Genomic DNA, 26,329 nt, shown 5'->3' with positions numbered 1-26,329 from the left:
CACGCCCGCGGCACCGCCGCAGAGCAGCGGCACACGCGACACCAGCAGGACCACGTGATCGACAAGGAGGCGGCGTGAGCGGCGACGCGGCCACCGCGGCCAACGCGACCAGCACCAGCCTGCCCAGGATCGACGCGCTGAGCGGCGGACCCGGAGGCGGACCGGACCAGGAGCTGCCCCGGATGGGCCTGGGGGCGTCGCTCCCCGCCGCCGACTCCCGCGCGAAGACCGAGGGGACCTTCCCGTACGCCGCGGACCTCTGGGCCGAGGGCCTGCTGTGGGCGGCCGTGCTGCGCTCCCCGCACCCGCACGCGCGGATCCTGTCCATCGACACCTCGGGGGCCGAGGAGATGCCCGGGGTGCGCGCGGTCGTCACCCACGAGGACGTGCCGGGGGAGAGCAACTACGGCCGCCACGTGGTGGACCGCCCGGTGTTCGCCTCCGACCTGGTCCGCCACCACGGCGAGCCGATCGCCGCCGTCGCCGCCGACCACCCGGACACGGCCCGGCTGGCCGCCGCCGCCATCGCCGTACGGTACGAGGTGCTGGAGCCGGTCACGGACCCGGAGAAGGCGTTCGAGGCGGAGCCGCTGCACCCCGACGGCAACCTGATCCGCCACATCCCGCTGCGCTACGGGGACGCGGAGGCGGCCGGCGAGGTCGTCGTCGAGGGCCTGTACCGCATCGGCCGCCAGGACCCGGCCCCGATCGGCGCGGAGGCCGGGCTCGCCGTGCCCCGCCCGGACGGCGGCGTGGAGATCTACACCGCCTCCACCGACCCGCACACCGACCGCGACCTGATCGCCGCCTGCTTCGGCCTGGAACCGGACCGGGTCAAGGTCGTCGTGACCGGGGTGCCGGGGGCGACCGGCGACCGGGAGGACCCGGGCTTCCAGATCCCGCTGGGCCTGCTGGCGCTGCGCACCGGCTGCCCGGTGAAGCTGGCGGCGAGCCGCGAGGAGTCCTTCCTCGGCCACACCCACCGCCACCCCACGCTCCTGCGCTACCGCCACCACGCGGACGCGGAGGGCCGGCTGGTCAAGGTGGAGGCCCAGATCCTGCTGGACGCGGGCGCGTACGCCGACGCCTCCTCGGAGTCCCTGGCCGCCGCGGTGGCCTTCGCCTGCGGTCCCTACGTCGTCCCGCACGCCTTCATCGAGGGCTGGGCGGTCCGGACGAACAACCCGCCGTCGGGCCATGTGCGCGGCGAGGGCGCCATGCAGGTCTGCGCGGCGTACGAGGGCCAGATGGACAAGCTGGCCGCGAAGCTGGGCATCGACCCGGCCGAGCTGCGCCTGCGCAACACCCTCTCCACGGGCGACATCCTGCCCACGGGCCAGACGGTGACCTGCCCGGCCCCCGTGGCCGAACTGCTGCGGGCCGTACGGGACTTCCCCCTCCCCGCGCTCCCCAAGGACGCCCCGGAGGACGACTGGCTGCTGCCGGGCGGCCCTGAGGGCGCGGGGGAGCCCGGGGCGGTGCGCCGGGGCGTGGGCTACGGCGTGGGCATGGTCCACATGCTGGGGGCCGAGGGCGCGGACGAGGTCTCCACGGCCACGGTCCGGGTCCACGACGGCGTCGCCACGGTGATCTGCGCGGCCGTGGAGACGGGCCAGGGCTTCACCACGCTGGCCCGCCAGATCGTCCAGGAGACCCTGGGCATCGAAGAGGTCCACGTGGCCGCCGTCGACACCGACCAGCCCCCGGCCGGTCCGGCGACGCACGGCCGCCACACCTGGGTGTCGGGCGGGGCGGTGGAGCGCGCGGCCAAGATGGTCCGCACCCAGCTCCTCCAGCCGCTGGCCCACAAGTTCGGGATGTCGACGGAGCTGCTCCAGATCGCCGACGGCAAGATCACCTCGTACGACGGGGTGCTGTCCACGACGGTCACCGAGGAGCTGGACGGCAAGGAGCTGTGGGCCACCGCCCAGTGCCGCCCCCACCCCACGGAACCGCTGGACGAGTCCGGCCAGGGCGACGCGTTCGTCGGCCTCGCGTTCTGCGCGGTACGGGCGGTGGTGGACGTCGACATCGAGCTCGGCTCGATCCGCGTGGTCGAGATGGCGGTCGCCCAGGACGTGGGCCGCGTCCTCAACCCCGCCCAGCTGGCGATCCGCATCGAGGCGGGCATCACCCAGGGCATCGGCGCGGCCCTCATGGAGAACCTCCGCACCGCGAGAGGCCTCATCCGCCACCCGGACCTCACCGGCTACGCGCTCCCGACGTCCCTGGACGCCCCGGACATCCGCATCGTGAAGCTGGTCGAGGAACGCGACGTGGTGGCCCCCTTCGGCGCGAAGCCGGCCTCGGCCGTCCCGGTCGTCACGGCCCCGGCCGCGGTCGCCTCGGCGGTCCGCTCGGCGACGGGCCGCCCGGTGAACCGTCTGCCGATCAGGCCGCAGGCGGCGGTGGCGACGCCCAAGTGAAAGGGTCTTCACCCTTTGCCCACCCCGGGTGAAAGCGAACCCGATACGGTGAGCGGGCCGGTGGCCGCATTCTTCCTGTGAAGCGGTCTACGCAAGCGGACTTGGGGAATTCGTGACGTTCGAGAAGGAATGGGCCGAACTGCGCACAGCTGCGGCGGAGCGAGGCGCCACGCAGCTCAACAGTGCTCCGGCCGCGGGGGGCGGTGGTGGTTCGGATCTGGTGGTGAACCGGGATGATCTGGGCGCTATCGGAAATGACGCCTACGAGCTCAGGACGAAGCTCTCGAAGGACGGTGACCACGCCCGTCCCGCCACCTTCGAGGCGGCGATCGCGCTCACCAACGGGAACTTCGCGAGCGGTTCGGCGGTGCTCAAGGTGCACGACTTCTGGCAGACCCATCTCAAGACGCTGCTGGATTCCTGTGCGCACATCTCGAACCACCTGGACTACACGAAGGCCCAGCACGCCAAGGACGACGTGAAGATCGGCGGGGACCTGACATCGGTCTCCGTGCTTTCGGAATACATGAAGTAGGGCTCGGGGGAGCACGCACAATGCTGAATTACGAGGACATCGTCGAAGCCCCGTTGGGAAAGCTGAAGGCCGCGGCCGACGACTGGTCGGAAATGGCGGCCAATCTCGACAGGCTCGCCACCCAGGCCTCCGACGGGATGAAGGCGAAGGCGAACAAGGCGAGCTGGGAGGGCCTCAACGCCGGGGTCACCAGGGAGTTCATCGGCAAGACCGCCAAGGAGTTCACGGACGCCGCCGCCGAGGCCAAGGGCGTCAAGACGCTGCTGGAAGAGGGCTACACGGCCTTCAAGAAGGCCAAGGACGACCTGGTCAACATCCGGGACCACGAAGGGCCCGCGGCCGGCATCCGGGTGGACGGCAGGGGAAAGGTGACGGCGCGTTCCCCGATATCCGAGGACAACACCGCGCGCCACGATCCCGACTTCGGCAGGTACCTCCAGCAGGAGAGGGAGAACATCGCGTCGTGGCAGAAGAGGATCGACCTCATCGTCGACAACTGCAACGACACCGATGTGACCTTCAAGAACTCCCTTGAGGCCAACGTCACCGACCGCAAGGACTTCAGCGCCCCGAAGTACACGAAGTTCGACCAGGAGGAGGCCGACCGGGCCGCCGCGCTGGCCGCCAAGGGCCGCGACCTCACCCACACCGAACTCCAGTCGCTGAACGAACTGCTGCGCGACAACGGAAAGTCGCCGGAGTTCGCGAAGGCCTTCTACGAGAAGCTGGGCCCGGAGAAGTCCCTCGCCTTCTTCGGCCAGTTGTCCACGGACACGCACGACTACGCCAAGGTCGACAAGACCCGCCTGGCGGACGTGCAGGAACTCCAGCGCAATCTCGGCCTGAACCTGGCCACCGCCTCCCACGACCAGGCGTTCTCGGCGGAGTGGGGGCCGGAGCTACGCAAGCTGGGGACCCAGCAGATCCCGCTGTCCAAGTACGACAACAGCGGCGGACCGTACGGCTACCAGCTGCTCGGCGGCATCATGCGGTACGGCAACTACGACGCGAAGTTCCTCAACCCGATCGCCGAACACGTGGCGCAGCTGCACCAGCAGGATCCCTACCGGTTCGCCGGCAACAAGCAGGTGAACGGCTTCCTGGAGAACCCGTACAACCCCTCGGGGAAGAACGGGGCCGGCTACGACCCGACCACGGCCATGCTGGAGGCGCTGGGGAACAGCCCGGACGCGGCGAAGAAGTTCTTCACCGACGAGCCGACGGCCTACAACGAGGACGGCACGGTCAACCACGGTGCCACGGCCGACCTCGGGAAGAAGGACGACGCGGCGATCGACAACTACCTCGACTTCTTCGGCAACGAGAAGTGGGAGTCGTTCCCGGACTCCAACTCCACCGACCCGGACAAACTGAAGCCCACCCTCCAGCACATGCCGGACGCGCTGGGCCACGCCCTGGAGGCGGCGACTCTCGGCTACCCGGCGGGCGACCCGGACGCGAGCGTGAAACGGGACGCCGACAACGCGGCGGTCATGCAGCAGGTCATGGAGAAGTACGGCGCGGACGCGGGGCTGCTCAAGCACCAGGAGGGCCTGGCGGACAGCATGGGCGTCATGGGTGCGGGATACATCGACGACATCAACTGGGCCCTGGACAAGGGCGACAGCAACAGCGTCTTCGCCCCCGACAAGAACATCGCAGGGCACATTCCCTTCGGAGCCGACGGGGAGGAGGGGCGGTCGACCGTGCGCCAGTTCCTCAGCGCGCTCGGTCAGCATCCGGATGCCTACGCCACCCTGTCGACGGCGGAGCAGGCGTACACCAGAAGCGTTCTGGAAACGCAGGTCAGCCCTGACGGGACCATTGACGCGGACGCCGCACGCACGACCGTTCGGGTCGGCGCCGAGATGCAGGGCATGCTCGACCAGTCCAGGGCCGACCAGGTCCAGGCGGAGAACATGAAGACGCACGAGGACTACGAGAAGGCGGTGGCCGAGCGCGCGGGCTGGGTGGAGTTCGGTGCGGGGGTGGGAATCGCGGCCGGCGTCGCGTTCCTGCCGGCGACGGCGGCGGTGGGTGCGGCCGCGGTGCTGATCCCGCTGGCGACCGACACGGCCGGCGGTCTCGCGGAACAGGTCGTCGGCCAGGTCGTCGGGGATGTCTCGGACAACTCCGTCGACAAGAGCAAGGAGAAGGCGGAGCAGCTCACCGACGAGGAGTGGGACAGGATCTACCGCTCCGGCGAATCCATGGCGGAGGCTCCGATGGAGAATTTCCTCGCGCTTCATGCGACCGCGGAGGACACGAAGCTCCGAGAAGACCTGAAGCAAGCGATGCTCCTGGGTTACGGGGTCGGCAACGACCGGGAGAACCAGCAGGGTGTGAACCCGGAGACGGGCTGAGGCTGCCCCCGGGCTGCCGTGAAAGGTATGGGTGTGAACCGGAACGGAAAGACGCTGATCGCTGGTCTGGTCGTGGCCGTCTGCGCTACGGCATGCGGATCGGACCCGGAGCCTCAGTCGCCCTATGTGAAGGCGGCGGAGGTGTGTGACGGGCTGTTCGCGGGGGGCCTGGAGAAGACGGTGGAGGCCGTGACGGGCGCGACATCCTTCAAGCGGCGATCGGACGGCGACGTGGGTCGGCTGATCGGGAAGATCGAGAAGGAGTATGCCTCCGGCCGTAATTGGTCCCAGGGCGGCGAACTCTGCGATATGGCTGCAAAGGGAAGCCGCAGCGTCGACGAGACCACCTTGCGATTCCGTATATACGCACCGCAGGACGTCAATTACCCGGGGAGTCCCGAAGGGCAACGGCGCTTCTCCCTGGGGAAGGAGGCGGTGGCCAACGTCCGCTCGGCGGGGATCTACTTCGAATGCGTCAGCGAGAGGCTCGATGGATCGAAGAACCGGCCTGCGCGGATCTACGGAGGACTGAGTAAGGCCCACGACCGAGGGGACGCCCTGGCGAACGCGATGGACAACCTCCGTGTCGTGCATGCCGCGTCCTTGGCCGTTGCCGAGAAGCTGAAGTGCGAGGACAACGCCGGCCTCCCGGCGGAACTGGACCAGGATCTGAAGCAACTCCCACCGGCCAGCCGTGAGTCGGAAGCGGAATGAATCTCCTGTGGCCGGGCGCCTGCAACCGGAGCCTGGGCCCGGCCCGGACGGCCGGCCGCGCCCGGCCCCGTCCGGTGGTCGCCGCGGCTCTGTCCGCCCCTCGGCAAACGGCTGCGACGGGGGAGGAATAAGCCCCTCCCCGTGAATTCCTGGCTCGTTCGGGCCTCACTCCGGCACCCTCCATGGCCGCTACATTCACCTCTGTCCGGTCCGGTCCGGGCCGGACGGAATCGACCAGGGGGAAACAGACAGCCATGCGTCCCAGGAAATCCAGGAGCCGTACCGGTAGATCCTTCATGGCGGTGACCGCCCCCGCGGTCGCCGTGGCGGTCACCGCCATGGGCTTCGCCGCCGCGCCCGCCGCCACCGCCTCGCCCGCTGCCGCCGCCGCGCCCGCCGCCACCGCCTCGCCCGCTGCCGCCGCCGCGGCACCCCAGCTCGGCGGCGCCTGTACCGTGGCCGACCTCGGCACTCGCCACCCGTACATCAAGAACACCGAAGTGTCCCCGACGATCACCCACTTCAAGGGCTGGTACGTCACCGAGGGCACCACCGGCAACCACACCGTCGTCACCAGCACCGAGACGGTCGTCACGGTCTCCGTCGACCTCTCCGGCGGCCTGGACGCGAGCTTCGCCGTCGCGACCCTCGAAGCGGCCAGTGCGAAGCTCGGTCTGAACCTGAAGGTCACGTACTCCTCCACCAGCAGCGAGTCGAACACGGTCGCGTGGAGCTTCGAGCAGCCCGGCTACTACGGCGTCTACAAGGGCACCAAGAAGGTCACCGGCACCTACGGAAGCCTCAACTGCAACCGCTCCCGGCAGAGCGACGGAAGCTGGGCGCTGAAGTGGGCCGAGGGGCCCGGAAACGGCAGCTTCACCACCTACACCACCCTGGAGGAAGGCGCCGTGCGCTGCCAGGACACGGTGCCCGCGGGCAGCATCATGGCCAAGGCGCAGAGCCTCCTCGACTGCGGCTCGCCCGCCGCGGAGGCCGAGCGCCCGGCGGGTGCGGTGGCGGCGACGGCGAAGCAGGAGCAGGGCCGCCCCGCCCGGCCCGCGGCCCCCACCGGCGGCACGGCTGCCGGAGCGCCCCCGGCCCTCGTGAGCGGCGCGCCCGCCGAGCCGCCCCGGGCCACCGCCGGCGGTGCGCGGGCCGCTCTCGACTGCCAGACCCAGGTGTACAAGATCGCCGTGCCCGGAAAGCCCCTGTCCTGGGGCGCACCCGTCCTGGCGAGCGACGGGGTCCGCCTGCGGCCCTCGACGATCTTCAGCGCCCATCTGGACCACTGGCGCCTGTGCAACGTGACGGAGACCGACGGGGTCATCGAGGCGACCCTGTGGAACTGGGGCAACGGAGGGTGCGCGACCATCGCCGCGCCGAACGCGGCCACCGAGCGGGCGGTCCTGATGACGGCCACCTGTGCGGAGGACGACCTCCAGCGGTTCTTCATCTACCGTGACGTGCCCGGCAGCCCGAAGATCGGCGTGCAGAACAAGTACACCGGCTCCATGATGGGCCACGACCGGTACGCGGACGGGGAGTTCGTCCGCCAGTACTCCAGCGGCAGGCAGGACGGTACGGGGACGTACTCCCTGGACGCCGTCTGACGGGCCCCGCCGGCGGCCCCGCACGTGAACCCCGGGCTTCGGGTTCCGTGCGGGGCCCTTCGGGTTCCCCGCCCGAGACTTCCCGGCCGGCCCCCCGAGCTGGAGAATGCCCCGAGGGGCCGGAACCGTCCGAAGGTTCGTACCGCCCGTCGTCCGACCAGGGGAGAGCCCGTACGTGATCACTGAGCCGGAACTGGTGGGCGAGGCCGGGCCGGACGGGCCCCCGGACCAGGTGAGCGGGTTCGACCGGGGTCCGTCGGCGGGCGGCCGGCGGCGGGGGCGGGGGCTGCTGTGGGCCGCCGCCGGAGCGGTCGTGGCGTCCGCCGTGTGGGCCACGGCGGTCTTCGCGTACGGGATCGGCGGCGACCGGAAGCCCGACCCGCGCGGTTACCGCGTGGAGTCCGGCTCCTGCGCGGCGGTGGAGCTGAAGGCGCTCTCCGCCGCGGTGGGGCCGGCGGGCGCGCCGTCGACCGAGCTGGACGGCATCGAGCACCCCGCCCTCCACCGCATCCGCTGCACCGTCGACTTCACGGTGGCGGTGGTGCGCGCGCCGGACGGCGAGGAGGGCGTGGGCTGGTCCACCGGCTATCAGGCGTCCCTCACGGCCGAGCTGCACAAGGAGACCGACCCGCGTCCCGAGTTCGAGGCGAGCAGCACGCTGACGGAGATCGACGGCACGGGCGTGGACCGGGTGGAGCGCGTACCGGGCCTCGGCGATCTGGCGTACCTGCTGATCATGGAGGACGAATCGATGAGCGTACGGGTGGTGGACGGCGGTGCCGTCGTGACGCTCACTCTGACCTCCTGGATGTCCCCGCCGGACATCGACAACGGAACGGAATCGCTGCCCGAGGTGGTGGACCAGCCCGAGATGCTCGCCCACCGGGCCGAGCTGATCAGTGACACGCGCGAGGTGATGAAGGCCCTGAAGTCGTGAGGACCGCTGCGAGGCGCGAAACGGAAGCGGCCGCCCCCTGCCGTGGGGGCGGCCGCTTCGCGACGGAGACCGTGACCGGATTCGAACCGGTGTAACTCGAGTTGCAGTCGAGCCCCTGAGCCTCTCGGGCACACGGTCGGGTGCGGTGCGGTGCCGCGTGTCCTGTTCTCCCGCCGTCCCTGACGCTACGGGCCGTCGCCCGCCGCCTCAAGGCATCCGGCGGGCCCGCAACGCGACTGCCATACGCCGTTCACATCCGGTCGGGCGCCGGGGCCCGGGACCTACGACCAAGGGCCGAGCGGAGGACCGTACATCGACAGGGTTCAAACCGTTCCATGCCCCTTACGCTGGGCCCATGACCGCCCTCGAACCGCGTGACGGCGCCGATGCCGCACACCTCGCGCCGCCCGCGACCGACGATCACTCCTCGGACCCGCTGTCCGACCTCCCCCTCGCAGCCGTCGAAGGGGTCCTCGGGCGCACCTACCGGGCGCTCAGCATCGGCATCGTCTCCGTGGTGTTCCTCATCGCGTTCGAGGCCACGGCGGTCGGCACGGCCATGCCGGTCGCCGCGCGCGAGCTGAACGGGATCCCCCTCTACGCCTTCGCCTTCTCCGCGTACTTCACCACCAGCCTGTTCGCCATGGTCCTCTCCGGGCAGTGGGCCGACCGGCGCGGTCCGCTCCAGCCGCTCGCCACCGGGATCACCGCGTTCGGCGTCGGCCTGCTGCTCTCCGGGGCAGCCACCAGCATGTGGGTCTTCATCGCGGGCCGGGCGGTCCAGGGCCTCGGCGGCGGGCTGGTGATCGTCGCCCTGTACGTGGTCATCGGGCGGGCCTACCCCGAGCGCATCCGGCCCGCGATCCTCGCCGCCTTCGCCGCGAGCTGGGTGATCCCCTCCGTCGTCGGTCCGCTCGCCTCCGGGACGGTCACCGAACAGCTCGGGTGGCGCTGGGTCTTCGTCGGCATCCCCGCCCTCATCGTGATCCCGCTCGCCCTGGCCCTCCCGGCGATCCGGCGGACGGCGTCCGGGCCCGCGGACCCGGCCGCCGCCGACGAACCGTACGACCGCCGCCGGATCAGGCTCGCCCTCGGGATATCGGCCGGGGCGGGGCTGCTCCAGTACGCGGGACAGGAGCTGAACTGGCTCGCCCTCCTGCCCGCCGCCCTCGGCGTCGCCCTGCTGGTGCCCGCCGTCCGCGGACTGCTGCCCACCGGGACCGTACGGGCGGGGCGCGGGCTGCCCTCGGTGGTCCTGCTGCGCGGGGTCGCCGCCGGGTCGTTCATCGCCGCCGAGTCCTTCGTACCGCTGATGCTGGTCACCCAGCGCGGGCTGTCCCCGACGATGGCCGGACTCTCGCTGGCGGTGGGCGGGGCGACCTGGGCGCTCGGTTCGTTCGTGCAGTCCCGGCCGCGCATGGAGCCCCACCGGGAGCGGCTGATGGTCAGCGGCATGGTGCTGGTCGCCGCCTCGATCGCCGTCGCGCCCTCCGTGCTGATCGAGGGGGTGCCGGTCTGGATCGTCGCCGTCGCCTGGGCCTTCGGCTGCTTCGGGATGGGCATGGTGATCGCCTCCACCAGCGTGCTGCTGCTGAAGCTGTCGGCCCCCGAGGAGGCGGGCTCCAACTCCGCCGCCCTCCAGATCTCCGACGGGCTCTCCAACGTGCTGCTCCTGGCCGCCGGCGGGGCGGCCTTCGCCGCGCTCGGCGGCGGGGCGGTGGGCGCGGCGGCGCACGGGGCGGTGGAGGCCGGAGCCTCCGGTTCGCACCCGGGCGCGTTCGCCGCCGTGTTCCTGCCGATGGCGGGGGTGGCGCTGGTCGGGGCCTGGGTGGCGACCCGGGTCGTCGTACGGGAGAAGTGAGCGGCGAGGGGCGGGCCCCGGAGCGTGCCGGGGCGGCGGAACGCCGCTGGTGCGAGGGGCCGGTGGGGGCGGCCGGGGGCCCGCCGGGCGGGGTGCCGGAGGGCGGGCTCCGGGGGTGCCGCGAGCCGGGGACCGGGCCCCGGCGCCTCCCTGTGAAGAGAGTCTCAACGGAACCGGACCACGGCTCGTTCGTACGGCCTATCCACCGGCCCACCGGTAGGGTGGCCCGGTTGTCGTATCGCGGGCCGGGCCGATCAGGGCCGCTCCGGTGCGGACAGCACCCCACGTACCCGAGAGCCCCGAACCGGAGACCGTGACTACTACCACCGCCTCCCACCACCTCTCACCCGCCTTTCCCGGCCGCGCCCCCTGGGGCACCGCCGGCAAGCTGCGAGCCTGGCAGCAGGGCGCCATGGAGAGGTACGTCCAGGAGCAGCCGCGCGACTTCCTCGCCGTCGCGACGCCCGGCGCGGGCAAGACCACGTTCGCGCTGACCCTCGCGTCGTGGCTGCTGCACCACCATGTCGTGCAGCAGATCACCGTCGTCGCCCCGACCGAGCACCTCAAGAAGCAGTGGGCGGAGGCGGCTGCGCGGATAGGGATCAAGCTCGACCCCGACTACAGCGCGGGACCGCTGAGCAAGGAGTACCACGGGGTCGCCGTGACGTACGCCGGTGTCGGCGTCCGTCCGATGCTGCACCGCAACCGCTGCGAGCAGCGCAAGACGCTCGTGATCCTCGACGAGATCCACCACGCCGGTGACTCGAAGTCCTGGGGCGAGGCCTGTCAGGAGGCGTTCGACCCGGCGACCCGGCGGCTCGCGCTGACCGGTACGCCGTTCCGGTCGGACACCAACCCGATCCCGTTCGTCGCGTACGAGGAGGGCAACGACGGCATCCGCCGCTCCTCCGCCGACTACACCTACGGCTACGGCAACGCGCTCGCCGACGGCGTCGTCCGCCCGGTCATCTTCCTCAGCTACAGCGGCAACATGCGCTGGCGCACCAAGGCCGGCGACGAGATCGCCGCCCGGCTCGGCGAGCCGATGACCAAGGACGCCATCGGGCAGGCCTGGCGCACCGCGCTGGCGCCCACCGGCGAATGGATCCCCAACGTGCTCGCCGCCGCCGACAAGCGGCTCACCGAGGTCCGCAAGGGCATCCCCGACGCGGGCGGCCTCGTCATCGCGACCGACCAGGAGTCGGCCCGCGCGTACGCCAAGATCCTGAAGAAGGTCACCGGCGAGACGCCGACGGTCGTCCTCTCCGACGAGAAGGCCGCGTCCAAGAAGATCGACCGGTTCAGCGGGGACGAGTCGCGCTGGATGGTCGCGGTCCGCATGGTGTCCGAGGGCGTCGACGTGCCGCGCCTCGCCGTCGGCGTCTACGCGACGACGATCTCCACGCCCCTCTTCTTCGCCCAGGCCGTCGGCCGCTTCGTGCGCTCCCGCAGGCGCGGCGAGACCGCCTCCGTCTTCGTCCCGACCATCCCGATGCTCCTCGACTTCGCCAACGAGATGGAGGTCGAGCGCGACCACGTGCTCGACAAGCCGAAGAAGGGCGGCGAGGAGGAGAACCCGTTCTCCGAGGAGGACAAGCTCCTCGCCGACGCGGAGAAGCTGGAGGACGAGGAGACCGAGGACCAGCTGCCCTTCGAGGCGCTGGAGTCCGACGCCGTCTTCGACCGGGTGCTGTACGACGGCGCCGAGTTCGGCATGCAGGCGCACCCGGGCTCCGAGGAGGAGCAGGACTACCTCGGCATCCCCGGGCTCCTGGAGCCCGACCAGGTCCAGCTGCTCCTCCAGAAGCGGCAGAGCCGGCAGATCGCGCACAGCCGCCAGAAGCCGGCCGAGGAGGCCGACCTCCTGGAGAAGCCGGCCGAGGCCCGGCCGGTGGTGACCCACAAGCAGCTGCTCAGCCTGCGCAAGCAGCTCAACACCATGGTCTCCGCCTACACCCACCAGAGCGGCAAACCGCACGGAGTGATCCACAACGAACTGCGCCGGGTCTGCGGCGGCCCGCCGAGCGCGGAGGCCACGGCCCACCAGATCCAGACGCGCATCGTGAAGGTCCAGGAGTGGGCCACGCGCATGACGTGAGCGGGAGGAAGAGAAGAGGAGGGCGGGACGCGTGCGGCCACGTGTCCCGCCCTCCTTCGCGTCCCCGCCGGGGCCGCCGGCCGGGGGAGAGGCGCGAGGAATCGTGTACCAATTCTTCACGCGGTGTTAACGCCTGTTCACCCCTGCGTGTTGCCTGTCGAACACCAGTCGTGACACGTGAACGCGCGTAGATGTTCGCTTTCCGGACGCCGTCCCGCTGACCGGCCCTTATGTGCGGGCCGTTCCGGGGCTCCGTGTCCGGAGACCGGATTCTGGACGAGGACTTCCGCTGAGCGGACTGGCTCGCTACTGTCCCCGCCATATGAACGCCCCGTGGCAACGCCGCCGCGGAGCGCAGCCGGTGCCTTGCCAGGCCGGCGGCCTCTCCGTGCGTCGCCGCTGGGACCGGCGCCGCAACCCCGCCGGAGCAGGACCGTCGTCGCTCACCCCGAAGAGGAGAGGGCGTCGTGACAGCGGAGACCTCCCAGACGCTCGACCGAGGACTGCGCGTCCTCAAACTGCTCGCCGACACCGATCACGGCCTGACGGTCACCGAGTTGTCCAACAAGCTCGGTGTCAATCGGACCGTCGTCTACCGATTGCTCGCCACCCTGGAGCAGCACGCCCTGGTCCGCCGTGACCTGGGCGGCCGTGCCCGGGTCGGCCTGGGTGTGCTGCGGCTCGGCCGCCAGGTGCATCCGCTCGTCCGGGAGGCCGCGCTGCCCGCACTGCGCTCCCTGGCCGAGGACATAGGGGCCACCGCCCATCTCACGCTCGTCGACGGCAGCGACGCCCTCGCGGTCGCCGTCGTCGAGCCCACCTGGACCGACTACCACGTCGCCTACCGGGCCGGCTTCCGGCATCCGCTGGACCGGGGTGCGGCGGGCCGGGCCATCCTGTCCGCCCGGCAGACGGCGGAGACCGGACACCCCGGGTACACCCTCACCCACGGCGAGCTGGAGGCCGGGGCCAGCGGGGCGGCCGCGCCCCTGGTCGGGGTCTCGGGCGTGGAGGGCAGCGTCGGTGTCGTCATGCTCGCCGACGCCGTGCCGGAGCGGGTCGGGCCGCGCGTGCTCGACGCCGCCCGGGAGGTGGCGGACGCGCTGCGGTAGCCCGTGCCGGACGTCGCGTGCCGGACGGGACGTCGCGGACACGGCCCGGGGGCTGCCCCGGTCGGCGAGCGCCGGGCCCCCCGCACAGGCGGCGGGGGCGGCGTACGCCTCTGGCGCGTCCGGGCCGGAGGACGGCGGTTAGATTGGGTGCGTGCTCACTCGTCTCACGCGCCCCCGCGTCCTCGCCCTCTGCGCGCTGCCCGTCCTCGCCCTCTTCGGTACGGCGGCCTTCGCGCCGCTGCCGTTCACCCTGGCCCGGCCCGGGGTGACCGCGGACGTGCTCGGCAAGGACGACGGGCGGCCGGTGATCACCATCACCGGCGCCGAGACCCGGCCCACCGAGGGGCAGCTGAGGATGACGACGATCCTCGCCACCGGGCCCAAGGCCGACGTCCGGATCGGCGAGGTGGTCGACGGCTGGTTCCGGACCGACCGGGCGGTGATGCCGCGCGACTCCGTCTACCCCACCGGTGGCTCCGAGAAGGAGATCGAGAAGCACAACCTCGACGACATGAAGGAGTCGCAGAACGTCGCCGTCGACGCCGCCCTGAACTACCTGGACCGCGATCCCGGTTCGCTGCGCGTCGAGGTGGACCTCGGCGACATCGGCGGCCCGAGCGCCGGCCTCTTCCTCTCCCTCGGCATCATCGACAAGCTCGACGGCGACGGCTCCGGCGGCGACCTCACCGGCGGCCGCACCATCGCCGGTACGGGGACGATCAGCGCGGACGGCAAGGTCGGCGCGGTCGGCGGCGTGTCGATGAAGGCCCAGGGCGCCCACCGTGACGGGGCGAGCGTCTTCCTCGTACCGAAGGCCGAGTGCGCCCAGGCGGAGTCCGAGGCGCCCGACGGGCTGCGGATCGTGCCCGTCACCACGCTGAAGGACGCGGTCGGCTCGCTCAAGGCCCTGGAGACGGGCGGGAAGGTGCCGGGCTGCTGACCCGGGTCCCCGCAGGCGGTACGGAGGACTTGCCGAGCCGTCCGCCCTCCGCGTCCGGCCGTTCGCGTTCCCTCGCGCCCGGCCCCTCCGGCCCCTCCCGCTCCTCCGCGCCCGGCCCGTCCTGCTCCTCCGCGCCCGGCCCGTCCGCCGCCACCGGCCCGTCGTCCAGCGTCCGCCAGGAGGGGAACACCAGCGGGCTCAGCGTGGCCAGGAAGTAGACCCCGCCCATCGCCAGCAGCGCCCCCGTCGCGCCCGCGCCCTCCACCAGCAGCCCGGCCGCCAGCCCGCCCAGCGGCATCGCGAACTCACAGCCCGCCGTCAGCGCCCCCGAGACCCGGCTGCGCAGCCGGTCCGGCACCCGTTCGTAGATCACCGTCGTCAGGATCGGGTTCAGCACGCCGCCCGCGATCCCGCCCAGCAGCATGGTGACGGCGAGCGGCGGCGTCGTCCCGGTCACCGCGGCGACCAGGAACCTCGGCGCGCCGCACAGGATCACGCACACCGTGAACACCGCCCGCCGCGAGAACCGGTGCCCCACCGCCCCGTACAGCAGCGCCCCCACGAGTCCGCCCGCCCCGAACACGGCGGTGAGCAGCCCGATGGCGGTGGCGCCGCCGAGTTCCGCCTCGGCGTGCACCGGGAGCAGCACGGCGTACCAGCCCTGGTCGGTGCCGTTCATGAACATCACCATGACCACGATCGCCAGCAGCAGCCGGTTGTCCAGCAAGTGGGCGTACCCCTCGCGGAGTTCGGTGCCGTAGGCGCGCAGGGACACCGGCGCCTCGGCCTCGCGGGGCTCGGCCGCGGAGATTCCCCGTACGCCCGCCGCGATCAGCAGGGCGGACACGGCGAACGTCGCCGCGTCCACGAGCAGGGCCGTCTCCGCGCCGACGAAGGCGATGAGGATCCCGGCCACGGCCGCGCCGACCATCCGGGCGCCGCGCGAGACCGCGTCGAAGAGGCTGGCGGCCCGGGCGATGGTGGTGCCGGCGTGTGCGGCGAGGTCGGGGATCAGGACGTAGCGCGCGGTGTTGCCCGGGGTGTGGGCGAACCCGTTGACCGCCATCAGCACGCACAGCATCCAGAAGTCGAGGACGCCGGCGAAGTGCAGCAGGGGGATGGCGGCGATGGCCGACGCGCACACCGCGTCGGAGGCGACGGCGACCCTGCGGCGGCCGATGCGGTCGATGAACGGTCCGCCGATCAGGGCGGCGACGACGATCGGCAGGGTGGCGCAGAAGGCGACGAGCCCGGCCCGTCCGGCGCTGCCGGTGGTCTCCAGGACGAACCAGGGGACGCCGATCAGGGTCAGTGACGTGCCTGCGGTGGAAATGGAGTTGGCCGCGAGCGTGGCGGCGAGCGGGGTGCGGTGCCCCATGGTCGTGTCTCCCCCGATTCGATGGTTACGCCGGATGGAAGGCGGCGGCGGTGCGAGGCGCGGTCGCCTCCTGGCTCCGGGCCGTCAGGCGCAGGCCCACCTCGACCAGGGTCCAGCCGACCCGGGTGCGAAGGCTGGTGCGGGGGAGGCGGAACGCCCGAGCCCGGGAGTGGAGTTCGGCCGAGACGACCGTGTGCAGGAGGTGGTGGACGTCGGCGTGCATGACGGGATTCCCTTCGGGAGGCCGGCGGGCGAGGTGGTCCGCGCCTTCATTCGGAGGGGCGCGGGAAGGTGTGCAGGTGGGTCCGGACGACGGCCGAGCCCTCGGTGTCGTCGGGGACCCGGCCCCGGTAGCTCTCCACGAGCTCCTGGGCCTTCCGGGCCAGCTCCAGGGCCAGCTCCGGGGTGAGGCGGATCGTGAAGTCGCTCATGTCCCAGCTGCGCTGCCACTCCTTCGGCCAGTCGTCCATCGTGCCCAGCCAGGTGTTCAGCTCCTGGGCGTGGCCGCTGGCCGTCTCGTGGAGGACGAAGTCGATGGCCCCGCGCACCTCCGGGTCGGCGTGGGTCCGGAACTCGGCGCTCTCCACGGTCGAGCCGTCGTGGGCCGAACGCCACCAGCGCTCCCGCCCCTTGCCCAGCTCCGGTGCGTCCTCGACCATGCCGGACTCGGCGAGCTGGCGCAGGTGGTAGCTGGTCGCGCCGCTCGACTCGCCCAGCCGATCGCCGAGTTGGGAGGCGGTGGCCGGGCCGAATTCGCGCAGCGCTCGCAGCAGCCGCATCCGGAGGGGGTGGGCGATGGCCCGCAGGGTCCGGGCGTCGACGTTGTGGATCTTCCGGTCGGTGCCGTCGTAGCGGTAGGGGCGGGCGCCCTCGTTCTCTGCCATGACTCGACGGTAGAGATGCAAACAGTTCTTTGCAAGTCTTTTTTGCAAGGAAACCTTTGCACCGGGTCCCCGCCGCTCACCCCTCCTCGATGAACCCCTCCGCCACCAGCCAGTCCTTCGCCACCTCGTGCGGGTCCTCGCCCTCCACGTCCACCTTGGCGTTCAGCGTCTGCGCGACCTCCGTCGTCAGCTTCCTCGCCAGCGGGTCCAGCAGCTCCGCGATCACCGGGTACTTCTCGAAGGTGGCCTCGTGGATGACGGGGGAGGCGTTGTAGTTGGGGAAGAAGTGCTTGTCGTCCTCCAGGACGTCCAGGTTCATGGCCTTGATCCGGCCGTCGGTGGTGAACACCTCGCCCAGCAGGCAGGAGTCGGACGTGGAGACCTGGGTGTAGATGATCCCGGCGTCCATCTTCTGGATGTTGCCCGCCGGGATCCTCATCCCGTACCGCTTCTCCATGCCGGGAAGCCCGTCGTCGCGGGAGGCGAACTCGTTCTCCACGCAGATCGTCACCGCGCCCGGATCCCTCTTCGCCAGGGCCGCCACGTCCGAGAGGGTCTTCAGCCGGTACTTCGCGTTGTTCTTCTCGCTGATGGCGAGCGCGTACGTGTTGTCGAGCGGCGCCGGCGGCAGCCAGACCACCCCGTTGCCCCGGTCCTCGTCCCGTACCGCCTCGTACTGCTTCTTCGGGTCGACGATCGGCTCCGCGTGGCCGAGGAAGGTGATCCAGCCGGTGCCGGTGTAGTCCCACTGGGCGTCGGCGTCGCCGTTGATGATGGCCTCGCGGGCGCTGATCGAACCCGGCAGGTTCGTCCGGTCCAGGACCTCCGCCCCGGCCGCCTTGAACACCAGGCCGGTCATCTGGCCCAGGATGATGTTCTCGCTGAAGTTCTTGGAGGTGACCGTCAGGGTCGCGCCCTTGAGCGGCTCGCCCCGCCCGACCGACCCCGGGGACACGTCGTCCACCATCGGCGAACCGCTCTTGAGCCCGCAGCCGCCCACCAGCAGCACCGGCACCAGCGCCAGCAGCAGTCTCCTCCTCACCGCTCCTCCAGCCCGCGCGGCGTCAGCGCCAGTTCGGCCAGCGAGGCCAGCCAGTCCACCAGCAGCGCCAGCACCACCGTCAGCACCGAGCCGATGATCAGCACGGGCATGCGCTGGGTCTGGATCCCCGAGGTGATCAGGTCGCCGAGTCCGCCGCCCCCGCCGAACGTCGCCAGCGTCGCCGTGCCGACGTTCAGGACGAGCGCCGTACGCACCCCGGCCAGGATCAGCGGGACCGCGAGCGGCAGCTCCACCTTCAGCAGGACGCCCCGGCCGGACATCCCCATCCCGCGCGCCGCCTCGATCATGTTCGGCTCGATCGCCCGCAGCCCCGCCACCGTGTTGGAGAGCACCGGCAGCACCGCGTAGATCACGATGCCGATGATCGCGGTGCGCGGGCCGATGCCCAGCCAGATCACCAGCAGTGCCAGCAGGCCGATCGCGGGCGTCGCCTGCCCGATGTTGGCCAGCGCGGTGAACGCCGGGGCCGCCTTCCGCAGCCGCCGCCGCGTCAGGGCGATGCCCAGCGGGATCGCGATGATCAGCACCCAGAACGTGGAGATCGCCGTCAGACGCACATGCTGCCACCAGCGCAGCTGTACGTTTCCGCCGGTCAGCGAGTTCTCCGCGATCGAGTCCAGGTGGATGTTGGTGATCCAGACGTAGGTGACGACCACGATGACCACGAGCACCGCCGGCAGGACCACCAGCTTCCGCCAGGTGATCCGGCGCTCCGGCGCGGCCGGGGCGGGGGAGGGGTCGCTCTCCTCGTCGTGGAACGCGTGGCCCTTGACGTCGTGCTCGCCCGGCGGCCGGGACGGCGGAGGCTCCTTCCCGGAGCGGGCCTGGTGGCTGGGGCTCATGCTCCGCCGCCACCCCCCTCCAGCTCCTGCTCCGTCCGGTGGACCCGCAGCTCCTCCAGCTCGTGCTGGTGCTCCATCGCCGTCAGCCGGTCGGCCTCCAGCAGCTCCTGCACGTTGTCCATCAGCGTCTTCATGTCGACGACCCCGATGAACTCGCCGCGCCGCCCCGTCACCGCCACCCGGCCCCCGCTGTCGGTGAGGACCGCCTCCAGGGCGTCGTGCAGCGTGGCGTCCCGGGTCACCGTGTCGTGCACCAGCTGCCCGGCCCGCGCCAGCGAACCGCGCGCCCGCATCAGGTCGCCGCGCCGCAGCCACTTGTACGGGCGGTTGCGGCGGTCCAGCATCAGCAGCTCGTTGTGCGGGCCGTTGCGCAGCTTGTTGAAGATGGTCTGGAGCGGGTCCTCGACGGTCACCGTCGGGAAGTCCGCGACATCGACGTCCCGGACCCGGGTGAGGTTCAGCCGCTTCAGGGCCGCGCCCGCGCCCACGAAGCCGGAGACGAAGTCGTCCGTGGGGTTGGTCAGGATCGCCTCGGGGGTGTCGAACTGCGCGATGTGCGAGCGCTCCCGCAGCACCGCGATCCGGTCGCCGAGCTTGATCGCCTCGTCGAAGTCGTGGGTGACGAACACGATCGTCTTGTGCAGTTCGTGCTGGAGCCGGATCAGCTCGTCCTGGAGGTGGTCCCGGGTGATCGGGTCGACCGCCCCGAACGGCTCGTCCATCAGGAGGACGGGAGGGTCGGCGGCCAGCGCCCGCGCCACGCCCACGCGCTGCTGCTGCCCGCCGGAGAGCTGGCGCGGATAGCGGCCGTGGAACTCGCGCGGGTCCAGGCCCACCAGGTCGAGCATCTCCTCCACCCGGTCCTTCACCCGGGACTTGGACCAGCCGACCATCTTCGGGACCAGGGCGATGTTGTCCGCGACCGTCATGTGCGGGAAGAGACCGGAGGACTGGATGGCGTAGCCGATCTTGCGGCGGAGCTTCACCGGGTCGATGTCGGTGACGTCCTCGTCGTCGATCCGGATCCGGCCCGACGTCGGCTCGATCAGCCGGTTGATCATCTTCAGGGTGGTGGACTTTCCGCAGCCGGACGGGCCGACGAAGATCACCGTCTCGCCCGCCCTGATCTCCATCGAGACGTTCTCGACGGCCGGGTTCGGGTTGCCCGGGTAGCTCTTGGTGAGGTTCTCCAGCTGGATGGTGGCCCCGGAGGTGGCGGCGGCCCCGCCCGCGGTGGCGGCCCCGGTGCCGGTCTCGGTCTCGGTCTCAGGCACGGATCCCCCTCGGGATGGTCAGCCGTCCCAGCAGGACGTACGCGGCGTCGAAGATCAGGGCGAGGATCACGATGCCGAGCGTGCCCGCGAGGACCTGGTTGATCGCGTTGGCGCTGCCCAGCGAGGCGATGCCCCGGAAGATCTCGTTGCCGAGGCCGGGCCCGGAGGCGTACGCGGCGATGGCGGCGATCCCCATGAGCATCTGGGTCGCCACCCGGATGCCGGTCAGGATCGGCGGCCAGGCGAGCGGCAGCTCCACCCGGCACAGCCGGGCCAGCCGCGACATGCCGATGCCCGTCGCCGCGTCGACCAGCGACGGATCGACGCCCCGCAGGCCGACGATGGAGTTCCGGACGATCGGCAGCAGCCCGTACAGCGTCAGGGTGATCACGGTCGGTGCGACGCCGAGGCCGACCAGCGGGATCAGCAGACCGATCGCGGCGAGCGAGGGGATGGTGAGGATCGTGGCCGTGGAGGTGATGGCGAGCGAGCCGCCCCAGCCGCTGCGGTAGCTCACCACGCCGATGACCACGCCCAGCACGGTGGCGATGACCATGCACTGGAAGACCGCGCTGACGTGCTGGAACGCGTCCGTGAGGAGCTGCTGGTGGCGGGTGCTCAGATACTCCCAGAAGCTCACACGGCGCTCCTTCGGATCGGGTGGCCTCCCGAGCCCTTCGCTCAGTCGGTGTCCTCGGCCGCCTGTTCCACCAGCGGGATGATCCGCAGTGGAACCGGGTTCTCCATGACGATCGCCGTGGAGGCCCGGACAATGCCATCAAAGCCGACAACCCGGTCGATCACCCGCTGGAGATCGGCGTTGGAGCGGGCGACCAGGCGGCAGAACATGTCGCCGTGCCCGGTGGTCGTGTGCAACTCCAGCACCTCCGGCACACCGCCCAAATGGGCGCGTACGTCGGCCCCTTGGCCCTGTTTGATCTCCAGCGTGGCGAACGCGGTGACCGGGTAGCCGAGCGCCGCCGGATCCACGTCGGGGCCGAACCCCCGGATGACGCCGTTCGACTGAAGACGGTCCAGCCGCGCCTGCACGGTCCCGCGCGCCACCCCGAGCCGCCGGGATGCTTCGAGGACGCCGATCCGCGGTTCGCGCGCGAGCAGCACGATGAGCCGCCCGTCCAGATGATCGATCGCCATGAGCCCGCCTTCGATGGTCACCCTGTACAGATAGTCCGGCCATCATGGCAATTCACTGGGCATATTGACCAGCAGATGCGCAAACTATTGCGCACCTTGCGATGTGGGGAGAGCCTTCGAACATGACTGAGACTCTGCACACCAGCCCCGAAACCGCCCGGCAGGCCGACCCCTTCCCGGTCAAGGGAATGGACGCGGTCGTCTTCGCCGTGGGCAACGCCAAGCAGGCCGCGCACTACTACTCGACCGCCTTCGGCATGAAGCTGGTCGCCTACTCCGGACCGGAGAACGGCAGCCGCGAGACCGCGAGTTACGTCCTGACCAACGGCTCCGCCCGCTTCGTGTTCACCTCCGTGATCAAACCGTCCACCGAGTGGGGCGCCTTCCTCGCCGAGCACGTCGCCGAGCACGGCGACGGCGTCATCGACCTCGCGATCGAGGTCCCGGACGCCCGCGCCGCGTACGCGTACGCCGTCGAGCACGGCGCCCGCGGCATCACCGAGCCGCACGAGGTCAAGGACGAGCACGGCACCGTCGTCCTCGCCGCCATCGCCACCTACGGCAAGACCCGGCACACCCTGGTGGAGCGCTCCGGCTACGACGGCCCCTACCTCCCGGGCTTCGCCACCGCCTCGCCGATCGTCGAGCCGGCCGCCAAGCGGACCTTCCAGGCCATCGACCACTGCGTCGGCAACGTCGAGCTCGGCCGGATGAACGAGTGGGTCGGCTTCTACAACCAGGTCATGGGCTTCACCAACATGAAGGAGTTCGTGGGCGACGACATCGCCACCGAGTACTCCGCCCTGATGTCGAAGGTCGTCGCCGACGGCACGCTCAAGGTCAAGTTCCCGATCAACGAGCCGGCCATCGCCAAGAAGAAGTCGCAGATCGACGAGTACCTGGAGTTCTACGGCAGCGCGGGCGTCCAGCACATCGCGCTCGCCACGAACGACATCGTCGCCTCGGTCCGCGCGATGCGCGCCGCCGGCGTCCAGTTCCTGGACACCCCCGACTCGTACTACGACACCCTCGGCGAGTGGGCCGGCGAGACCCGGGTGCCGGTCGAGACCCTGCGCGAGCAGAAGATCCTCGTCGACCGCGACGAGGACGGCTACCTCCTGCAGATCTTCACCAAGCCGGTCCAGGACCGGCCGACCGTCTTCTTCGAGATGATCGAACGCCACGGCTCCATGGGCTTCGGCAAGGGCAACTTCAAGGCCCTGTTCGAGGCGATCGAGCGCGAGCAGGAGAAGCGCGGCAACCTCTGAGCCGCGTCTCCCCCGCGGAAGGCCGCCGCGGTCCGGGGCAGTACCCCGGACCGCGGCGGCGTTCGCCGTTCACGGCCCGCTCGTCACGGACTCTTCGACGCCTCGGCCCCTCCGGGCGCGTCCGCCGTCCCGGCCGCCTCAGCCGCCTCGGCCTTCGCGGGCTCCTCCGCCTTCGAGGGCCCCTTCGACGCCGAGGGCGACAAGGACTGCGCGGGGGCCGTCCGGGAAGCGGCCGGAGCCGGGGCCTCGGGCTTCCTCCCCTGCTCCGGCTTCGACTCCGGCTCCGGGGCGGGCGGCGAGGACGGCCGCATGTCACCCGGGCCGCCCGGCGGCGGCTCACCCAGCGCCTCCAGCGCCTCCCGGGCCAGCGGCGCGGCGAGCGGCGAGAAGGCCGGATGGGTGCGCAGGGCCCGCTCCAGATTCCGGCGCGCCGGACCGTAGTCCTCCAACTCCCGCTGGATCACCCCCAGGTGGTACGCGTACGAGGCGTCCCGCACGCCCGTGTCGGCGGCCCGCCGGGCGTACTCCAGGCCCTCCTCGGAGTTCCCCGCCCGGTGCAGCGCCCAGCCCAGCGCGTCCGCCACCGCCGCACTGCGGTGCTGCTTCGCCCACTGGCCCCGCAGCAGCTCCACCGCCGCGTCCGGGTCCCCGTGGTCGGCCTCGAAGCGGGCCAGCACCAGGGACTCGTCGACCCCGGCCCGCTTCGCCCCGGCCACCATCTCCCGCAGCGCCGCGTACTGGGTGCGGGCGTCCCCGTCCAGCCCCAGCGCCTCGCACAGCTCGCCCAGCTCCAGGGCGTACTCCGGGCGCGGAAGCTTCTTCAGGGCGCTCTGGTACGCGGCCAGCGCCTCGTCGGTGCGCTCCAGCGCCACCAGGGCCCGGGCCCGCCCCGCCAGCGAGGCGTGGTGACCGGCGTCCGTCCGCAGCGCCGCGTCGAACTGCGCCACCGCCTCCTCCGGTTCGCCCCGCTCCCAGGCCAGCTCGCCGAGCCGGTGCAGCGCCTCGGCCTTCTCGGCGGGTTGCGTCGCCCGGTCCGCCGCCTCCCGGGCGGTGGCCAGCGCGTCCTCGCGCCAGCCCTGGCCCCGGTACAGCTCCGCGGTGCGGGCCAGCGCCGGAACACCCTTGCGCAGCTCACCGAAGCTCTCCGTCGCCGCGGTCGCCGCCTTCTGGTCGCCGAGCCCGGTGTACGCGTCGATGAGGACCGGGTAGACGCTCCAGGCCTTCGGCTGCTGCCTCTTCACGGTCTCGCCCCACCGCTTCGCCGCGAGGAAGTCGTGCCGGGCGTTGGCCAGGGCCGCCAGCCCGATCCACGCCTCCCCGTTCCCGCGCTCGCCCGACCGGGCCGCCAGCGAACGCTTCAGGGCCTCCTCGGCACGGGCGTAGTACGCGCTGTCCGCCGAACGCCGCCCCCACTCCACGTACGCCGCACCGAGCGTCGCCAGGGACGGGGCGTCCTCCGGGTGGGACTCCACCCACTTCTGCCGGTCCCCGATCAGCGCGGTGAGGTCCGACAGCGAGGCGGGCGAGCCCGCGGTCGCCGCCGCCTCGGCCCGCTCGACCGGCCCCGGCTCCTTCGGCCCGTCGCCCTCCCCGTCCACCGCCACCAGCGCCCCGGCCAGCAGCACCCCGGCGGCCACCGCGCCGAACGCGGCCCGGCGCAACGTCGTCCGCAGGGTGGGCGGCGGCGGGGACACGGCGGTGGCGCCTTCGGCGGGCATCACGTAGGGGTCCCGCGGGGACGGCTCGGGCGGCCGGGGCGACTCCGGGTCCTGCTGCGGCATGACATCCATGGCCATCACTCTGCGTCAGTCATACGAGCACACCGCTCCTTGGGATCGCCGCCGCCCACGGGTTCACACCATTGGCCCCGGGTGTCACGCTTGGATCATGAGCGATCTCCTCGAACGGCTGCGCGCGGGACTGCCCCCCGAGGCGCTGATCACCGATCCGGACGTCACCGCGTCCTACGCCCACGACATGGCGAGCTTCTGCGAGGCCGGCACCCCGGCCGTCGTGGTGCTCCCGCGCACGGTCGAGCAGGTCCAGCACGTCATGCGCACCGCCACCGCGCTGCGCGTCCCGGTCGTCCCGCAGGGCGCCCGTACCGGCCTGTCCGGCGCTGCCAACGCCTCGGACGGCTGCATCGTGCTCTCCCTGGTGAAGATGGACCGGATCCTGGAGATCAGCCCGGTCGACCGGATCGCCGTCGTCGAACCGGGCGTCGTCAACGCGGTGCTGTCACGCGCGGTGAACGAACACGGCCTCTCCTACCCGCCGGACCCCTCCAGCTGGGAGACGTGCACCATCGGCGGCAACATCGGCACCGCGTCCGGCGGCCTGTGCTGCGTGAAGTACGGGGTCACCGCCGAGTACGTCCTGGGCCTGGAGGTCGTCCTCGCCGACGGACGGCTCCTGACCACCGGCCGCCGCACCGCCAAGGGCGTCGCCGGATACGACCTGACCCGGCTTTTCGTGGGCTCCGAGGGCAGCCTCGGAATCGTCGTCCGGGCCGTCCTCGCGCTGAAACCGCTGCCGCCCCAGCAGCTGGTCCTCGCCGCCGAGTTCCCCTCGGCAGCCGCCGCCTGTGACGCTGTGTGCCGGATCATGGAACGCGGTCACACCCCGTCACTCCTCGAACTGATGGACCGTACGACCGTGCGTGCCGTCAACCGGATGGCCTCCATGGGCCTGCCCGAGACCACCGAGGCGCTCCTCCTCTGCGCCTTCGACACCCCGGACCCGCTGGCCGACCTCGCCGCCGTCGGCGAGCTGTGCACCGCTGCCGGGGCCACCGAGGTGGTCCCCGCCGACAACCCCGCCGAGTCCGAACTCCTCCTCCAGGCCCGCCGGATGTCGCTCACCGCACTGGAGGCCGTCAAGCCCGCCACGATGATCGACGACGTCTGCGTACCGCGCTCGCGGCTCGGCGCGATGCTCGCGGGCACGGCGGCCATCGCCGAGGAGTACGACCTCACCATCGGCGTCTGCGCCCACGCGGGCGACGGCAACACCCATCCCGTCGTCTGCTTCGACCACCACGACCCCGACGAGTCCCGCCGGGCCCGCGAGTCCTTCGACGCCATCATGGCGCTCGGTCTCGAACTGGGCGGGACCATCACCGGCGAACACGGCGTCGGCGTCCTCAAGAAGGAGTGGCTCGCCCGCGAACTGGGCGAGACCGGCGTCGAACTGCAACGCTCCGTCAAGGCCGCCTTCGACCCCCTCGGCCTCCTCAACCCCGGCAAACTCTTCTGACGGCGGCCCTCACGTCCGGCCGCCCTCACGCCTCGCCGTCCTGGGACGGCGCGTCGTCCGACTGCCACGGGTCGCTCAGCCAGAGGTCGTCGGCCGGCAGCGGGGCCAGCAGCTCCGCCAGCGCCTCGTCGATGCCGAGCCGGTCGCTCTCCGAACCCGGCGGCACCACCCGCAGGGTCCGCTCCACCCAGGCGGCCACGGCGGCCGAGTTCATCTCGAGCAGGGCGTTGCCGTCGGGGGAGGTGAGGGCCACACAGACGACGCTGCGGCCCGCGACCTTCGTCGGCCAGATCCGTACGTCCCCGTGCCCGCACGGCCGGAACACCCCCTCCACCAGCAGCTCGCGGGCGAACGTCCAGTGCACGGGCGACTCGGAGCCGATGTGGAAGGCGATGTGCACGGCGTACGGGTCGTCCGTGCGATAGGTCAGCCGGGCGGGTACCGGAATGGACCGCTCGGGGGACAGGACCAGCTTCAGCTCCAGCTCACGTTCCACGATGCTCATCATGAGAATGCACGACCTTCCGGTGCTCGTGGGCCGGCCCCGTGACCGTCCCGCACAAGGAGAGAGCGCCCTCCTCGCCACCTATTACGCGACTTCTCAAAAAAACTTC

The 26,329-nt window shown here is 71.5% G+C and carries 22 protein-coding genes and 1 tRNA gene; 12 read left to right on the top strand and 11 right to left on the bottom strand.

Annotated features, from left to right (window positions below; genetic code table 11):
• The first annotated feature begins 74 nt into the window (after window positions 1-74).
• From DTB53_RS13540 to DTB53_RS13515, 6 genes are all read left to right on the top strand, one after another.
• Entirely contained in the window at window positions 75-2,426 is a 2,352-nt protein-coding gene (locus tag DTB53_RS13540) for a xanthine dehydrogenase family protein molybdopterin-binding subunit (protein ID WP_042497075.1), read from the top strand.
• Between the two features lie 112 nt (window positions 2,427-2,538).
• Window positions 2,539-2,961 carry a hypothetical protein gene (locus DTB53_RS13535; RefSeq protein WP_003968825.1) on the top strand — a complete coding sequence of 141 codons (423 nt, stop codon included), beginning with the start codon at window positions 2,539-2,541 and terminating at the stop codon, window positions 2,959-2,961.
• Window positions 2,962-2,981: 20 nt separating this feature from the next.
• The gene (locus DTB53_RS13530; protein WP_012380720.1) at window positions 2,982-5,324 is read left to right on the top strand and encodes a hypothetical protein; all 2,343 of its coding nucleotides are present in this window, start codon (window positions 2,982-2,984) and stop codon (window positions 5,322-5,324) included.
• 33 nt (window positions 5,325-5,357) lie between these two features.
• Entirely contained in the window at window positions 5,358-6,038 is a 681-nt protein-coding gene (locus tag DTB53_RS36685) for a hypothetical protein (RefSeq protein WP_141727060.1), read from the top strand.
• A 296-nt stretch (window positions 6,039-6,334) separates the two neighbouring features.
• A complete protein-coding gene (locus DTB53_RS13520; RefSeq protein ID WP_161243076.1) occupies window positions 6,335-7,648 on the top strand; it encodes a hypothetical protein in 1,314 nt (437 codons plus the stop codon).
• Between the two features lie 175 nt (window positions 7,649-7,823).
• Window positions 7,824-8,585, top strand: a complete 762-nt coding sequence (locus DTB53_RS13515) for a hypothetical protein (RefSeq protein WP_042497080.1) — start codon at window positions 7,824-7,826, stop codon at window positions 8,583-8,585.
• 66 nt (window positions 8,586-8,651) lie between these two features.
• Here DTB53_RS13515 and DTB53_RS13510 read toward each other — a convergent pair.
• Window positions 8,652-8,723 (bottom strand) — tRNA-Cys (locus DTB53_RS13510).
• A gap of 217 nt (window positions 8,724-8,940) precedes the next feature.
• Here DTB53_RS13510 and DTB53_RS13505 point away from each other — a divergent pair.
• From DTB53_RS13505 to DTB53_RS13490, 4 genes are all read left to right on the top strand, one after another.
• Window positions 8,941-10,446: an MFS transporter gene (locus tag DTB53_RS13505; protein ID WP_012380724.1), complete on the top strand. Its 1,506-nt coding sequence runs from the start codon at window positions 8,941-8,943 to the stop codon at window positions 10,444-10,446.
• 313 nt (window positions 10,447-10,759) lie between these two features.
• Window positions 10,760-12,544 carry a DEAD/DEAH box helicase gene (locus tag DTB53_RS13500; RefSeq protein WP_030701623.1) on the top strand — a complete coding sequence of 595 codons (1,785 nt, stop codon included), beginning with the start codon at window positions 10,760-10,762 and terminating at the stop codon, window positions 12,542-12,544.
• 467 nt (window positions 12,545-13,011) lie between these two features.
• Window positions 13,012-13,656, top strand: coding sequence for an IclR family transcriptional regulator (locus tag DTB53_RS13495; protein ID WP_003968832.1), 645 nt, complete (start codon window positions 13,012-13,014; stop codon window positions 13,654-13,656).
• A 151-nt stretch (window positions 13,657-13,807) separates the two neighbouring features.
• Complete coding sequence (locus tag DTB53_RS13490; RefSeq protein ID WP_003968833.1) at window positions 13,808-14,596, top strand: S16 family serine protease; 789 nt, start codon at window positions 13,808-13,810, stop codon at window positions 14,594-14,596.
• On the opposite strand, the gene DTB53_RS13485 is transcribed toward DTB53_RS13490, so the two are convergent.
• The 8 genes from DTB53_RS13485 to DTB53_RS13450 form a co-directional block, all read right to left on the bottom strand.
• Entirely contained in the window at window positions 14,556-15,974 is a 1,419-nt protein-coding gene (locus DTB53_RS13485; RefSeq protein WP_012380726.1) for an MFS transporter, read from the bottom strand. The two genes, DTB53_RS13490 and DTB53_RS13485, sit on opposite strands and share 41 nt — an antisense overlap.
• Window positions 15,975-15,999: 25 nt before the next feature.
• Entirely contained in the window at window positions 16,000-16,197 is a 198-nt protein-coding gene (locus tag DTB53_RS13480; protein ID WP_012380727.1) for a hypothetical protein, read from the bottom strand.
• Window positions 16,198-16,243: 46 nt separating this feature from the next.
• Window positions 16,244-16,858, bottom strand: coding sequence for a winged helix-turn-helix domain-containing protein (locus tag DTB53_RS13475; protein WP_003968836.1), 615 nt, complete (start codon window positions 16,856-16,858; stop codon window positions 16,244-16,246).
• Window positions 16,859-16,934: 76 nt separating this feature from the next.
• Window positions 16,935-17,900, bottom strand: coding sequence for a glycine betaine ABC transporter substrate-binding protein (locus DTB53_RS13470; protein WP_012380728.1), 966 nt, complete (start codon window positions 17,898-17,900; stop codon window positions 16,935-16,937).
• Window positions 17,897-18,763, bottom strand: a complete 867-nt coding sequence (locus DTB53_RS13465; RefSeq protein ID WP_012380729.1) for an ABC transporter permease — start codon at window positions 18,761-18,763, stop codon at window positions 17,897-17,899. Before DTB53_RS13465 ends, DTB53_RS13470 begins: the two co-directional genes overlap by 4 nt.
• Window positions 18,760-20,037, bottom strand: a complete 1,278-nt coding sequence (locus tag DTB53_RS13460) for a betaine/proline/choline family ABC transporter ATP-binding protein (RefSeq protein WP_012380730.1) — start codon at window positions 20,035-20,037, stop codon at window positions 18,760-18,762. Before DTB53_RS13460 ends, DTB53_RS13465 begins: the two co-directional genes overlap by 4 nt.
• Window positions 20,030-20,677, bottom strand: a complete 648-nt coding sequence (locus DTB53_RS13455; protein ID WP_012380731.1) for an ABC transporter permease — start codon at window positions 20,675-20,677, stop codon at window positions 20,030-20,032. Before DTB53_RS13455 ends, DTB53_RS13460 begins: the two co-directional genes overlap by 8 nt.
• A gap of 41 nt (window positions 20,678-20,718) precedes the next feature.
• Entirely contained in the window at window positions 20,719-21,192 is a 474-nt protein-coding gene (locus tag DTB53_RS13450; RefSeq protein ID WP_003968841.1) for an Lrp/AsnC family transcriptional regulator, read from the bottom strand.
• A 122-nt stretch (window positions 21,193-21,314) separates the two neighbouring features.
• On the opposite strand from DTB53_RS13450, the gene hppD reads away from it, so the two are divergent.
• Window positions 21,315-22,460, top strand: a complete 1,146-nt coding sequence (hppD, locus tag DTB53_RS13445) for a 4-hydroxyphenylpyruvate dioxygenase (RefSeq protein ID WP_003968842.1) — start codon at window positions 21,315-21,317, stop codon at window positions 22,458-22,460.
• Window positions 22,461-22,543: 83 nt separating this feature from the next.
• On the opposite strand, the gene DTB53_RS13440 is transcribed toward hppD, so the two are convergent.
• Complete coding sequence (locus DTB53_RS13440) at window positions 22,544-24,250, bottom strand: tetratricopeptide repeat protein (protein WP_042498707.1); 1,707 nt, start codon at window positions 24,248-24,250, stop codon at window positions 22,544-22,546.
• Window positions 24,251-24,347: 97 nt separating this feature from the next.
• On the opposite strand from DTB53_RS13440, the gene DTB53_RS13435 reads away from it, so the two are divergent.
• Window positions 24,348-25,715, top strand: a complete 1,368-nt coding sequence (locus tag DTB53_RS13435) for an FAD-binding oxidoreductase (RefSeq protein WP_012380734.1) — start codon at window positions 24,348-24,350, stop codon at window positions 25,713-25,715.
• A gap of 25 nt (window positions 25,716-25,740) precedes the next feature.
• Here the strand turns inward: DTB53_RS13435 and DTB53_RS13430 are convergent, their stop codons facing one another.
• Window positions 25,741-26,223 carry an SsgA family sporulation/cell division regulator gene (locus tag DTB53_RS13430; RefSeq protein ID WP_003968845.1) on the bottom strand — a complete coding sequence of 161 codons (483 nt, stop codon included), beginning with the start codon at window positions 26,221-26,223 and terminating at the stop codon, window positions 25,741-25,743.
• Window positions 26,224-26,329 lie beyond the last annotated feature (106 nt).

The sequence above is a fragment of the Streptomyces griseus genome, assembly GCF_900460065.1.
Taxonomy (GTDB): domain Bacteria; phylum Actinomycetota; class Actinomycetes; order Streptomycetales; family Streptomycetaceae; genus Streptomyces; species Streptomyces griseus.
The sequence above is the reverse complement of the archived record's forward strand: the minus strand, read 5'-3'. Positions and strand labels throughout refer to the sequence as shown.

Coding starts and splice junctions, on each gene's coding strand:
- DTB53_RS13435 (WP_012380734.1), top strand. CDS start 24,348: ATGAGCGATCTCCTCGAACGGCTGCGCGCGGGACTGCCCCCCGAGGCG.
- DTB53_RS13440 (WP_042498707.1), bottom strand. CDS start 24,250: ATGGATGTCATGCCGCAGCAGGACCCGGAGTCGCCCCGGCCGCCCGAG.
- DTB53_RS13475 (WP_003968836.1), bottom strand. CDS start 16,858: ATGGCAGAGAACGAGGGCGCCCGCCCCTACCGCTACGACGGCACCGAC.
- DTB53_RS13450 (WP_003968841.1), bottom strand. CDS start 21,192: ATGGCGATCGATCATCTGGACGGGCGGCTCATCGTGCTGCTCGCGCGC.
- DTB53_RS13480 (WP_012380727.1), bottom strand. CDS start 16,197: ATGCACGCCGACGTCCACCACCTCCTGCACACGGTCGTCTCGGCCGAA.
- DTB53_RS13505 (WP_012380724.1), top strand. CDS start 8,941: ATGACCGCCCTCGAACCGCGTGACGGCGCCGATGCCGCACACCTCGCG.
- DTB53_RS13430 (WP_003968845.1), bottom strand. CDS start 26,223: ATGATGAGCATCGTGGAACGTGAGCTGGAGCTGAAGCTGGTCCTGTCC.
- DTB53_RS13485 (WP_012380726.1), bottom strand. CDS start 15,974: ATGGGGCACCGCACCCCGCTCGCCGCCACGCTCGCGGCCAACTCCATT.
- DTB53_RS13465 (WP_012380729.1), bottom strand. CDS start 18,763: ATGAGCCCCAGCCACCAGGCCCGCTCCGGGAAGGAGCCTCCGCCGTCC.
- DTB53_RS13520 (WP_161243076.1), top strand. CDS start 6,335: ATGGCGGTGACCGCCCCCGCGGTCGCCGTGGCGGTCACCGCCATGGGC.
- DTB53_RS13530 (WP_012380720.1), top strand. CDS start 2,982: ATGCTGAATTACGAGGACATCGTCGAAGCCCCGTTGGGAAAGCTGAAG.
- hppD (WP_003968842.1), top strand. CDS start 21,315: ATGACTGAGACTCTGCACACCAGCCCCGAAACCGCCCGGCAGGCCGAC.